Below are 12,885 nucleotides of genomic sequence, written 5' to 3'. Positions count from 1 at the left end.
TCCAAATAATCATTTGTTTTTGTCCAAATTGACTGTAATTTCATAATAATCACACGGATGCGCCGTAAGCCCCGTCACGCCCTCGCCGGATACCATCGACATTTTGAGGTGTGATGCGAAGAAAAACATGTGGTCATCCAGCAGCGTCTGCGTCATCTCGATGGCCAGTTCGGTTCGTTTTTCGGTATCAAACTCGCCGCTTAACTGCTGCTCCAGCATCTCGAGTGTCTCACTGTAATAACCGCCGCGGTTCTTGGAGGAATCCTGCAGGCAGTGCGTTGTAAAGAAATACTCGGGATCGCCCGTCGGTGCGCTGACAAATGCGCTGACATAAACATCCCAGTTTCCTTTTTTCAGCAGTTCCAGATGATTTGCCGTGCACTGGATCTGTACTTCGATTCCGATTTTCTTCAGCGATGCCTGTGCACTCTCCGCGAGAAGCGGCAGTTCCTGGCGGCTCGGATACGTGAGCCAGCAGATGGTCAGGTGTTTTCCGTCTTTTTCCACGTAGCCGTCGCCGTCCTCATCGGTCCAGCCTGCTTCAGCCAGCAGTTCTCTGGAATACTCAAGATCATAGGACTCCTCCTGCACTTTGCTGTCGCCGAATGCAAAGTAAGAGGGGAACGGGCCTTCCGCCACACTTCCGTTTCCTTCCATCAGCGTATTCACAAAGCCCTCCCGGTCGATCGCTCCGATGACTGCCTCGCGCACGCGGTCGTCCTGCAGCACCTCGGATGATCCGTTGAACTGTCCGAAGAAGGTACGCGACGTATCCGCCGAAGAAATCGTGTATGGTTCATCGCGGAACAGGATCAGATTGGAATACGGCAGGCCGTACGCCGCGTCGAGCTCGCCTGACTGTAACGCCATCGTCATCGTATCGCCGTCGCGGATCGTTTTTACTTCGATCCGGTCGAGCTTTGGCGTTCCGTTCCAGTAATTGTCATTTTTCATGAGTGTCAGTCCCTGATCCGTCTCCACCTGTACTGCGCGGTACGGGCCGGTTCCGGCGACATTGCCGTCATCCGTCACACCTGCCTGCATATCAATGATGCATCCATATGGGTCGGACAGATAATTCAGAAGCGCCGGGACAGGCTGTTCGGTGTGAATCGTTACGATCAGGCCGTCTGCCTCGATGCTCTCAATTTTCAGATCCCCGCGTGCACGGTCATGTACTGCGATCAGATCCTCGAGACATTCTTTGACCGCCTCCGCGTCGAGAGTGCGCCCACTTGTAAAGGAGATGCCTTCATGCAGTGTAATCCGCCATGTTGTATCGTCCACAATCTCATAGCTTTCTGCCAGCCATGGCTCGATCTCCATAGAATCGGAATAATGAAACAGCGTCTCACCGATCCCATAGCGGATACACGCCCAGCCGGAATAGCCGTTGTGCGGGTTGACATCGGACTCGTCGTTTTCGGCGTTGAATGTCGTGTCGCCGTATACGAAAACTTTTTCATCTGTACCATCTGCCGCTGTGCTCTGACAACCGGAAAACAGTACCACCGCCAGAATGCCGCACAAAACATATGCAATTTTTTTCCTTCTGCCGTTCTTTCTCTGCATTCTGTACTTCTCCTGTTTTCGCAAATGGCACCACCATTTCCGCTGTCTGATTTTCTGTTTCAACAGTTTTCTCACAGACTATACTCCATCAACAGTTTCGTATATTCCTCTTTCGGGTACTCCAATACCTCCCGCGTCTCCCCCTGCTCCACGATTTTTCCCTGCCGCATGACAATCACACGGCTGCAGAGTTCCCGCACCAGCGCAAGGTCGTGGCCGATCCACAGCATCGCAAGTTCTTCTTCCCGCTGCAGTTTTTTCAGCAGTTGAACGATCTGCGCCTGTACCGCCGCATCGAGCGCACTCGTTGCCTCGTCGCAGATCAGAAGAGACGGCTGCACAGCAAGAGCCCGCGCAATTGCGGCTCTCTGGCACTCTCCGCCGCTCGTCTCGCGGGGATAGCGTTTCGCCGTTTCCGGGGCAAGCTCCACTTTTTCCAGCAGTTCCGGCAGACGAAGACAGGCTTCTTTCCGGCTCATTCCCTGATTCCGAAAAGCTTCCAGAATCCCGGTTTCGAGCGTCTGCATTGGATCGAAGGAATCCTGCGGGGTCTGGAAGACCATCTGTATTTTCCGGTAAACTTCGCGCTGCCGCCTGCCTTTTCTTCCGAGGATTTCCTCGCCTTCCAACAGAACGCTGCCTGCATCCGCCTGAACCAATCCGGTGATCAGACGGGCCGTCGTGCTTTTTCCGCATCCGCTCTCCCCGATCAGGCCAAGACATTCCCCCGCATCCAGTGTGAAGCTGATGCCGTCCACGGCGGCAAATTCCGTTTCCCGGCCGGTTCCAGCAAAGTTTTTGCTTAAGTTGTTTACTTCCAGCATGTTATGATTATGCATCGTTCTTCCCTCTTCCCGGCACAGCCGCAAGGAGATTTTTTGTATATTCGTCCTTTGGGTGATCGAAAACCGTCCTTGTCTCCCCCTGCTCCACGATGTTTCCATCCTTCAAAACAGCAACCCGGTCTGCCATCTGCTCGAGAACCGCAAGATTGTGCGTCACCAGCACCATCCCCGTCTGCTCTTTCTGCTGCAACGCCTGAAGCTCCCGCAGCACCTGCGCCTGCGAAACCACATCGAGTGCACTCGTCGGCTCGTCCGCCAGAAGAAGCGACGGATGCAGCAGCATTGCGAGCGCAATCCCGACGCGCTGGTTCATGCCGCCGGAGAGCGACGATGGATAGCTGTTCCAGATCGTCTCGCCATCCGAAAGCCCCATATCCGCAAATCGCTGGAGCGTCATATCTTTGATTTCTCTGCGGCTTTTTCTGCCAGACATTCCCCCAGAAATCGGGGTGATGAATCCGCAGCGTTTCTCATGGGCGCGCACGCTTTCACAGATCTGTGCTCCGATTTTCCGGGTCGGACAGAGTGATGCCCCTGTATTCTGGAAAATCATACCAATTTCTGAACCGCACAGACTCCGCAGCTTCTTTTCGGACATGCCCGTCAGCTCCTCTCCGCGAAATGTGATCTGCCCGCCGGTGATGGAACCATTCTTTCCCATCAGCCGCAGGATCGCTCGCAGCAAGGTACTTTTTCCACTGCCCGACTCCCCGGCGATGCCGACGGTTTCTCCTTTTTCGACGGAAAAACAGATGTTATTTAAAATTTGCTCCCCCTCATAACAGACAGAAAGGCCGCTGATTTCCAGCAGTTTTTCGCTCATGTTTTTGCTCCCTTTGTTTCCATTTTCGTTTGCCCCTTATCCCTGATCCACCGTTTTCCGTACCGCCTCACCAAGCAGATTGCAGACAAGAACGGTCAGAAAAATCGCCAGTCCCGGCGCCAGAATGACCCAGGGCGCGGTCTGCAGCATACTCCTTCCGTTGCTCATCATCGCTCCCCACTCCGCCGACGGCGCTTCCGCACCAAGGCCGAGGAAGGACAGACCCGCGATTTCCAGCATCATCGTTCCGATATCAAGCACCGCTGTGACAATCGTCTGCCCCGCAAGATTCGGCAGAATATGGCGTCTGATCATCTTCCATGTTCCGTTTCCTGTAAGGCGCGCCGCCGCGATGAACGGCATGTGTTTCAGTGCCAGCACACGGTTCCGTGCAAGCCGTGCATATTTCGGCCAGGAAACAAGGATCAGCGACACAACGGCTCCCGTCATGCCGCTCTGCAGAACGCCGGAAAATGCGATTGCAAATACCATACCCGGAAAGGCCAGAAAAATATCGGAGATCTGCATCAGAACCGTATCCGTTTTACCTTCCAGCCAGCCGCTGAAAATTCCGGCGAGTGTTCCGATCAGAGCGCTTGCCGCAACGACAAGAAGTGCTGAAAAAATGCTGACCCGCGCGCCGGAGAGAATCCTTGAAAACAGATCTCTTCCATAGCGGTCCGTCCCCATCCAGTGCGCCGCGGACGGCGGAAGAAGGGACAGTTCCAGATTCTGCTCATACGGATCGTACGGTGCCAGATGGGCCGCACACGCGGCAAACAGCAGCAGCGCACCGGCGAGGATGCCATAAAAAAGGATCTTTCTTTTCTGTTCTTTTTTCATCGCATTCCCTCCAGCTTCGCCCGCGGGTCCAGTGCACCCATCATCAGATCAGCAATGAGATGCAGCAGCAGATAGATCGCCGCCATCCACACCAGATATGCCTGAATCACGGGAATATCGTGCATGGAAACGGCATCCACGGCCATTTTTCCGACACCATTCCACATGAAAATCGTCTCAACGATGGCGGTTCCTCCAAGCAGCGAACCGGCGGATAAGAATAGCAGCGTGACCATCCGAAGCAGCACGGATTTTAATACATTTCCAAACAGAATCCGGTTTTCACTTAACCCACGTGCCCGTGCACCCGCCACGTACTCCTGCTCCAGCTCTGCAAGCACGGCAGAACGCACCTGACGGGTGTATTTTGCCGTCATCGAAACCGCAAGCGTCGCCGCCGGAAGCACACAGCTTTTCCATCCCTTTCCCATACTGAGAACCGGAAAAAGATTCCATTTCAGCGAAAAGAAATACAAGAGAAGAAGTGCAGTGAAAAACCCCGGAAACGAATTACCTGCAAAGCAGAACAGGCTGATACTGCGGTCCGCCCATGTATTCTGATATTTTGCACTTAAGATACCGAGCGGAAACGAAAGACAGACCGTCATGGCAAGCGCCAGCGCCGCAAGTGCAATCGTTGCGGGCAGTTTTTCGCAGAAGCTTACAAGCACCGGTTTGCCGGAAACGTACGACTCCCCGAAGTCACCGCGCAGGGCGTTTTTCAGCCATTGCAGGTACTGGACAGCTTTCGGCTCATTCAGTCCCAGCTCCTCCCGCATCGCTTCTTTTTCCGCCTCCGACATCACGCCGCCGCTGCTACTCTCTTTTAAATCCACCGCATCGACCGAGGAAAGTCCCGTCAGCAGAAAAGCGAGAATCGTCACGCCGAGGAATACCGGAATCAGGCGAAGCAGTCGTTTTAACAGATATTTTTTCACAAATACTCCTTTACTGCTTCACGGCACAAATCGAAAACATCGGTGCCGGGTTATAGAACTCGTCTTTTTCCAGATAAATGCGTTTTCCAAGGCTCGTATCAATGCGGATTTCTCCCGCTGTGTTTTCGCACAGCACCGCCACATCGTACGCCGGCCGGTTTTTGCGGCTGATCGGGAGCTGTGATTTGATCCGTTCGCACTCTTCGAGCATCTCGTTTCCAACCTTGAAATGGGCATGCGCCTCCGGAAGTCCCTTCGTATCGGCAACATCTTCTTTTCCGTAATTGGCATCGAAGTTCAGCAGCACACCGCCCGTTTTCAGCACACGCATCCACTCGCCGTAAGCATGCTCCGCATTCGGCAGCGTCCACGTCAGGTTTCGGGAAATGACAACATCGAACGTTTCATCCGCAAACATCGGATTTTCCGCGTCCATGACCTGGAAGCAGCAGTCGGCATTCTCTTCTTCGGCAAGCTGGATTGCATTCTCAATCATCTCCGGTGTCAGGTCGATGCCGAATACCTCGTGGCCCTCTTTTGCCAGCAGGATCGAGAAAAATCCGGCTCCGCAGCCCACATCAAGGATCTTTAACCGTCTTCCCGCCGGGATCTGTTTTTCAATCTCTTTCATCCAGCGCTTCGCAATCGGGTTTGCAAGTTCGGAGCGTCTCTGCTCTAAAAAGCTCTCGCTCCGTTTCTCCCAGTAATGGACAATCTGCTCTTTGCGGTCGTCGTACTCCGGCTCGCGCACAATTCTTCCGTAAGCAACGACAGGGCCCCCTTCTGTTACCTGCAGACTGCCCGTCTGGTACAGCACCACACCGGTGTACTCGGCACGGCACGTCTCACGGAGTTTTCCATTATAATCACGGATCGTTCCGAGCAGTGCGCCCTCTGCAACCATATCGCCCGGTTTCGCCGCCGGATACCACAGGCCGCTTTCCGAAGCCGCCTGATAGCGGACATCCGTCACTTCCATCGGCACGTAGTTCCGCACATCGCGGCGGATCTGATACATCCCGAGACTGCTTAGGATATTGCGCACATCGCGCTTGTCCGAATTGACTTCCTCGGATGTCCATGCGCCCATGCCGCCGCGCTCCAGGAGAATACTTGCAATTCCTCTGGATGCCGCATAGTTGTAAGCTCCGCCCGATGATACCATGGAGCGCACCATGTACGGTACATCCACCTGCTCCGCCATTTTCCGCGAAGTCTCCATCACTTCCTGCGCCGCTTTTCCGGCGTAATAGACGTACGGCGTCAGATCCTCAAAATCGTCGCCGCTGTGGAGGTCGATATAGTAATCTACTTTCGGGAAAACTTCCTTTGTCATCGCCCACGCCAGCCGCTCCATCTCGGTTCCGTTTGGATTGCCCGGAAATACACGGTTCAGGTTTTTGCCATCGGAAAGTCCGAGACTGCCCGCACGGTTTTCAAAAGCAGGACGGTTTAAGACCTTTAAAATCACGATCGTTCCAACCGTTTTTTCCGGCTGAAGCTCCGCTCCCAGTTCCACACACGCCTGAATGCCGACGTATTCCCCGGAATGAACGCCGCCAGTGATCAGCATTGTTTTTCCCGGAAGTTTTCCACAGATAATCGTTCCCGGAAGCACGATATCCCCATTCGCAAAGGAGATATCCCCCTGATATTTTTCGCCGCGGCGGACGGTCACATCACCAAGCTGGAAGGACTGCTCTGCGCTTTTTTCCGCGCGCACCAGAAACATCGGGGTCGATGCATAGTTCAGTCTCTCCTCCTCGCTCCAGACGCGCTTCCAGATTTCGGAATCGGTCTGGATGGAACAGACGCCGAGGGATTCGAGCACCTTCGTATCCCACGCCGGCCGTTCCATCGCAGAGAGCGGCACCTGGCGCGCAATGTTTTCCATGCGGTCAATGTCCGTGCACAGATAATGGTCGTCGAGCTGCTGCTCTTCCACTTTCTTCCGGTCTGCCTCGTACGCTTCTTTTTTCTCCTCGTCATAGAGATAACCGTACCAGTTCGCATCAAAATTGAGCAACACGCCGCCCGGTTTCAGGACACGCATCCACTCTTGGTATGCCTGCTCCGGCTTTTCCAGATTCCAGGTCAGATTTCTGGAAATGACAACATCAAAGGTCTCATCCGCAAACTCCAGATTCTGTGCATCCATCCGCTGCAGCGTCACGCGCTCCAGACCGTATTTCGTATATTTTCCCAGATTCTCTTTCGCCTTTTCCAGCATCTCCTCCGTGTAGTCAACAGCCGCCACCGTATAACCTGCCTCCGACAAAATCATCGGGAAGAATCCCGGGCCGGTTCCGATATCGAGAATCTTCATCTCTTCTTTCTTTTTCTCTGGAAACTGCTCCTCTAATACATGCAGCCACGCTTCTCTCTGGCTTCCCGCCAGTTCTTTTTCATTGACCTCAGAATACCCCTCCGCACGGGTTCCCCAGTAGGAGGCAATTTCCTGTAATAATTCCTGTTCCATATCTTCCGCTTCTTTCTTCTTTTTCTTAATTTTCCCGGCGCGGTCGTTCTCCAACCGCTCAAATATCCCTTTACTCTACCAAAAATCGGCCTTTTTCACAAGCCCCCACGGGGGATATTCTTAACGCCGGCGCAGGGTATTCAGGTGATCGGCGGCGCGGATCTGATTATCTGCGGACGTCAGACAACCGACGGCGATACCGCGCAGGTCGGCCCTTTGATTGCGAAACATCTGACGATCCCGCATGCCGCCTGGGTCGCAGAGGTTACCGATGTCACGGATCATTCCATCACCGTCCGTCAGGATCTTGTGAGTGTTTCACAGGTTTCCGAACTCCCTTATCCGTGCCTGATTACCATCGAGTTTCTCGAGCGCGAGCTGATCGACATTCTGTTTCCGGATATTTTTAAAGGAGAACCGTCATTCACTCGGTTCTCCTTTATATTGCCAGAATACCATCAGCTTTCTTGTCGCCGTATCCTCGCTGTATGTATATTTTACGGACCCGAGTCCGTAATAGCTGCAAAGATAGCCGGAAGCCTTATCGAGAAGCTCCGGTCGGGCTTCCATGACCTGTGCCATCAGATCATCGGTGGCAAATTTAAATTCGGAATACTCTTTTGTCTCTTCAATATCCGTCTCCATTTCCCACAGAATCTGCGTCGCATCAAATGTATCCATGTACCGGCCGATCTGGCGGTAATACTCGAGGTCATCTGCATTGCACGCCGGGAGCGGCAGATTCGCATCCGCCTGATGCGTGTCCGAAAATTCCGCATCGGAAACGCAGAGAAAATCGTAGTAGATCAGGTCGTCCGGCAGATTGTACTCGCCGCTCTCGCCCTCTGCGAATACCGGATCGCCCCAGGTTACATCGACGTTGTAATAATTGTCTCCGCACTTTACGATATTCCAGCCGTGCGCCTCGCCGGTGTCTGTCGTTCCCGTCACATAAATGACCGGGATGTCCAGGCGGTTCATCAGATACTGGAACGTTCTGGCATAGCCTGCGCAGACCGTCTGTCCGTTCACAAGTCCGCTGTAGAGTGTCTGATTCTCCGGCGCATCTTTCACATAATCAATCTGCCGGATACATTTTTCAAAGACAGCCTTGATCTTCCCATAGTCATCCATCGAACGGTCGATATCACTTAAGAAATCATTTCCCGCCCCTTCGACCTGGGTCTGGCGGCCTGTGATCTCCTCCGCAGGAATCGTGTATTCCGGAACTACCTCGCAGTAGTTCTTCGGCTCGCCGTATCCCGTGACATGTGATGCTCCGTTGATCCAGCAGTACTCCGGGTAATCCATATAGACCCATCCGTAAACCTCCGCCGTCACATCGGGATCGCCGCCTTTTGTGATGATGGTTTCCTGGTGTTCCGCGATTCCCTGCACCAGTTCGCGGTAAATCATCTGTCTGTTTTCATCGAGCTGGCTGTAATAATACCGCTTCGCCAGCTCCTCCTCATCTGTATTTTCCGCCTGAAACTGTGTTGCGCCATTCTCTGACAGACCATTGTTTTCGTCTGCCGTCTGTGAAGCAGTGCTGCTGTCCGCTCCGCTTCCGTTCTGCGCGGGATCGCTCTCATCAAATTCTCCGAATACCAGATAAGCCGCCAGCAGGACAAGCATAAGCGGAAGCAGCGCCCGCAGCGGTCTCTTCCGTCTTCGTCTGTGTCTTCTCTTTGCCATTCTTCTTTTCTCCCAGATACGTTAAAACGCCGTCACACAGTGCATCCGCCACCTTTTTCTGGTACTCCTTTGTGTTCAGGAGCGCTTCTTCCTCCGGATTTGAGAGGAATCCGCACTCGCAGATCACCAGCACTGCGTCTGTCTTCTTCAGCATGTAATACGTTTTGTTTCCCTTGGCTTTCCTGTGATTCGCCGGATCGAGCCCCGCGACCAGTGCAGCCTGCATGCAGAGCGCCAGTTTTTCGCCTTCTTTTGAATCCGTATAATAAAACACCTGCGCCCCTTTGACCGCCGCATCCGGGTAGCTGTTCTGGTGAATGCTGATCACACAGTCCGGCTTTTTTTCATGAATCAGCTGCACGCGCCGCTGCAGATCCTGCACTTTCGCATTCACGGCTCCCGGATCGGAGAGATCATTCTCCCCTTCCCGCGTCATCACCACAAGGATTCCCTGCTTTTCCAGCTTCTTTTTCAGCAGACGGGCAATCGCAAGGTTGATGTCCTTTTCTTTGACACCGTTTGCCCCGATTTTGCCGGGATCGTCGCCGCCGTGGCCGCTGTCCAGCACCACTACTTTTGTGGCTGCCTTCTGTGCTGCCACCAGCCGTGCGCCCTCGCGGGACAGAACATACGCCGCCGAAAGCAGAATCACCGCCATCAGCCATTCCAGTTTTTTCCCTTTTTCCAAATGAAAAGCCCCCTGCTGCAAATTTCCTTTCTTGGTCATTTTATGCAGCAGCGGGTTAGGTTACAACTCTTATTGCTTCCGGTTACTCTTCCTCATCTTCTTCATCATGCGCGCGATTCGGGATTTCATCCTCTTCTTCGTCGTTGTCATCATCGAGATAATCCGGCTCATTTTCGAGATCGATGACTGCGGAATTTTCGACGATTTCGTCTTCTTCCTCTGCTTCTTCTGCGGTATCTTCACTGCCTGGCTCTGCGGCTGTTTCTTTTGCCTCTCCGGGAAAGATACTTTTTACCGGATCTTTCATGAAGGTTTCCACTTCCGACGCAGAACGTTTCATCTCCTCACGCATTTTTTCGATGCCGGCAAAAGTCTCCTCAAAAATTCTGCGGTTCTTCTCGAGTACACTTGTCATGGTTTCCATCTCGGCGTAAATCTTCTGGTATCTGGTGTTGGCTTTCTGCAGCTCCGCATCCATATGGCTCTGGATTTCTTCTGCTTCGGCCTGCAGTTTTTCTTCATAAACAGCAGCCAGTTCCTCGCCCTTCTGACGTGCGCTCTCTACCATGTATTCGCACTGTTCCTTCGTCTCGCGGCGCTGCTTTGCACAGGATTCCTTTGTCTCTTCCTGCTGTTTCCGGCAGGACTCGTTTGTCTCCTCTTTCTTTTTGCAGCACGCCTCATCCGTTTCCTCCGTTTTCTCGCGGCAGGACTCGTCCGTTTCTTCGGTTTTCCGGCGGCAGGCTTCCTCGGTCTCTTCTTTTAGCTTTCTGCAGCTCTCCTCTGTTTCCTGTGTCAGTTTTTTCGCTTTCACCTGTGCCTCAAACACAAGGCCGCTGATGCTGTCATAATTGTCGATATAGCTCTGGTATTTCTCATGAATATTTTTTTCGAGCTCCTCGATTTTATCCTCACGCTCGCGGATCTTGCGGTTCAGCTTCTCGATTTCCTGCTCTTTTTCCTCGATCTTTGCTTCCAGTTTCTTCTGAGCGGCATACGCCTGATCTTTCAGGTTCTGCACTTTCGTCATGACATCGTCCTTATCGAAACCGCCCATCAGCGTTGTTTTAAATAATTCTTCGTGATTGTTTTCTGACATGTATACTCCTCCTTCGTGCCCGGGCTTTTATCATTCCCCTTATCCTTCCCGGACTCCTCGTCAACTGTTTGTTTCAATATATTCTGAAATCAGACTCCAGACGTCTGCGCACTCGAATCCGAGCTTCCACTCTGCCACTCCGGCGAGATCGGCGCTTTGGATCACTTTCAGTTTTTCCTCCATGGACTGCTCATCCTCCATCCAGATCGTGTATCTGGCATCGGAAGTTTCTACCGTTGCCACATTCTGGCCAAGGGATGCATCCCAGGTTTCTGTCATCTGATTCTCTTTGGCATAGTTTTTGGCGCCATCCATGCCCAGCACCTCGCTGGTAATGGCGCTCTGTCCGAACTTTTCCGTCCAGACACGGGTATAAAACGGGATTCCGCAGATCACCTGATTGGCAGGCATCACCCGCGTCATCTCCTCCACGGCCTGCTGTACGAACGGGAGGGATGAAACAGAGCCTGCCTCCTCGCTTCCCGCGAAATGCTCGTCATAGGCCATGACAATCATATAGTCCACAAATCTTGCCTGCTCGCCGCGCTGATAATACATCGTGTAAGCCTGCGGTACCGGCGTATCGACCGACACCACAAGATTCTGTGCATGCGCCGCGCTCGTCAGTTCCCGCAGAAACTGCAGGTAATGCGGGATTCCGGCCTCTTTCAGATTCTCGAAATCCACGTTGATGCCGTCCATGCCGCACGATGCTGCCTCGGCGAGCAGCTGCTCAATGATTCTACTGCGCACGGATGCGTAGGCAAGATCGGTTGTTTCGTCAAATGCTTCATTAAAGTTATCAATCAATCCCCAGACTTCCCGTCCCGCTTCATGCGCCAGTTTCACGTAATCGGCGCTCGCAAGGCTGGAAATCGTACCGGTTTCGTCTGTCACGGAAAACCAGGTCGGTGAAATCACGTTCACGCCGGTCATTTCTGCTGTCATCTCTGCCATCGCGTCGTTCGACTCGGTCGATGTGCTCTGATGCCAGACCAGATTGATTTTGTGATCCCGTGTAATTCTTTCATAGGAATCTTTCTTTGCCGTCCGCGCTTCGATGGCCTCCGGCTCGGAGATATCCTCTGTCTGGATGTAGCCGGTATAGCCGTCCGCCGTCATGACTTTGCACCAGTTGTCCAGATTTTCCAGATACAGCAGGGTGTCACCCTTCTGTACATCCGCAAGAATCAGACTCTTGATGCCGCCTTTCTGGCGCACCTGCGCGGTGTCTGACTGTACCGTCGCCTGCTCCACTCCGTCCCATTCATTCCGGATTACAACACGGTTGGGATCGCTGTAATATGCATAGTCGAGATCTGTGTATTCTTTTACGACATCCAGCGAAATGTAAACCGTTCCGTCGCTCTCCTGCTGTACGGCAGGCTGTCCGCCCGGTGTTTTGGCAACGGCCGCATCGCCCGGAAGCAGTGTCTGCACGCCGCCGCTCGTTGTAAGCAGGATTCCTTTTGTTTCTTCATCCCAGTAGAAGCAGCTGTTCAGCTGGGATTCTACATATGTGTACGCCGCATACGGCTCTCCTCCGATAAGGACGGCCTGCTCTTCCAGAAGTTCTCCGTTCTGGATCAGCGCAACGCTGTTTTCGTCTGTCAGGTTAAAATATTCGTTCCCGGCCATGTATTCGGTTCCGGGTTTATATCGGTTTATCAAAAATGAAACAATGCCTGCTGCACCGACTAGCACGATCAGAATCAGTACGACCAGTACCGGCGCTGCTTTTTTCTTCTGTTGCTCCTTCATGTGTTCTTTTCCCCTTTTCTTCGCTCTGAAGATCTCCCCACTTGCGCCCATTATAACAAAAAAAATACCCAATAGCAACCGTTATGCGCAAGGGAACCGCATGCGAGTCAGAAAGTATCGTTGCTTTTTGCTATTGGGTATT

10 protein-coding genes and 1 pseudogene are annotated in these 12,885 nt (G+C 53.0%); 1 reads left to right on the top strand and 10 read right to left on the bottom strand.

Annotated features, from left to right (window positions below; all coding sequences use genetic code 11):
- Window positions 1–9: 9 nt before the first annotated feature.
- The 6 genes from DXA93_RS16205 to DXA93_RS16180 all read right to left on the bottom strand — a co-directional run bounded on the left by DXA93_RS16205 (window position 10) and on the right by DXA93_RS16180 (window position 7,500).
- Window positions 10–1,572, bottom strand: coding sequence for an ABC transporter substrate-binding protein (locus DXA93_RS16205; RefSeq protein ID WP_117804875.1), 1,563 nt, complete (start codon window positions 1,570–1,572; stop codon window positions 10–12).
- Window positions 1,573–1,643: 71 nt separating this feature from the next.
- Window positions 1,644–2,411 (bottom strand): ABC transporter ATP-binding protein, encoded by a 768-nt coding sequence (locus DXA93_RS16200; protein ID WP_243002065.1) that lies wholly within the window; start codon window positions 2,409–2,411, stop codon window positions 1,644–1,646.
- A complete protein-coding gene (locus tag DXA93_RS16195) occupies window positions 2,404–3,240 on the bottom strand; it encodes an ABC transporter ATP-binding protein (RefSeq protein ID WP_118640453.1) in 837 nt (278 codons plus the stop codon). Before DXA93_RS16195 ends, DXA93_RS16200 begins: the two co-directional genes overlap by 8 nt.
- A gap of 36 nt (window positions 3,241–3,276) precedes the next feature.
- Entirely contained in the window at window positions 3,277–4,083 is an 807-nt protein-coding gene (gene nikC, locus DXA93_RS16190) for a nickel transporter permease (RefSeq protein ID WP_117761943.1), read from the bottom strand.
- Window positions 4,080–5,021, bottom strand: a complete 942-nt coding sequence (locus tag DXA93_RS16185) for an ABC transporter permease (RefSeq protein ID WP_118697545.1) — start codon at window positions 5,019–5,021, stop codon at window positions 4,080–4,082. The genes nikC and DXA93_RS16185 overlap by 4 nt, the downstream gene beginning before the upstream one ends.
- A 10-nt stretch (window positions 5,022–5,031) precedes the next feature.
- Window positions 5,032–7,500 carry a methyltransferase domain-containing protein gene (locus DXA93_RS16180; protein WP_119208793.1) on the bottom strand — a complete coding sequence of 823 codons (2,469 nt, stop codon included), beginning with the start codon at window positions 7,498–7,500 and terminating at the stop codon, window positions 5,032–5,034.
- Between the two features lie 144 nt (window positions 7,501–7,644).
- On the opposite strand from DXA93_RS16180, the pseudogene DXA93_RS16175 reads away from it, so the two are divergent.
- Window positions 7,645–7,800, top strand: a pseudogene (locus DXA93_RS16175) (electron transfer flavoprotein subunit beta); the annotation flags it as partial.
- Window positions 7,801–7,920: 120 nt separating this feature from the next.
- Here the strand turns inward: DXA93_RS16175 and DXA93_RS16170 are convergent.
- From DXA93_RS16170 to DXA93_RS16155, 4 genes are all read right to left on the bottom strand, one after another.
- On the bottom strand, window positions 7,921–9,195 hold the full coding sequence (locus DXA93_RS16170) for a transglutaminase domain-containing protein (RefSeq protein ID WP_119208765.1): 1,275 nt from the start codon (window positions 9,193–9,195) through the stop codon (window positions 7,921–7,923).
- The gene (locus DXA93_RS16165) at window positions 9,092–9,883 is read right to left on the bottom strand and encodes an N-acetylmuramoyl-L-alanine amidase (RefSeq protein WP_330427412.1); all 792 of its coding nucleotides are present in this window, start codon (window positions 9,881–9,883) and stop codon (window positions 9,092–9,094) included. Before DXA93_RS16165 ends, DXA93_RS16170 begins: the two co-directional genes overlap by 104 nt.
- Before the next feature lie 82 nt (window positions 9,884–9,965).
- Window positions 9,966–10,982 (bottom strand): hypothetical protein, encoded by a 1,017-nt coding sequence (locus tag DXA93_RS16160; RefSeq protein WP_119208762.1) that lies wholly within the window; start codon window positions 10,980–10,982, stop codon window positions 9,966–9,968.
- A 60-nt stretch (window positions 10,983–11,042) separates the two neighbouring features.
- Window positions 11,043–12,743 (bottom strand): glycosyl hydrolase family 18 protein, encoded by a 1,701-nt coding sequence (locus DXA93_RS16155; RefSeq protein WP_158583308.1) that lies wholly within the window; start codon window positions 12,741–12,743, stop codon window positions 11,043–11,045.
- Between the last annotated feature and the right edge of the window lie 142 nt (window positions 12,744–12,885).

The organism is Blautia sp. OF09-25XD (assembly GCF_003482095.1).
Taxonomy (GTDB): Bacteria; Bacillota; Clostridia; order Lachnospirales; family Lachnospiraceae; genus Fusicatenibacter; species Fusicatenibacter saccharivorans.
Note: the sequence above shows the minus strand (reverse complement) of the source record. Positions and strands in the feature narration are given on the sequence as shown.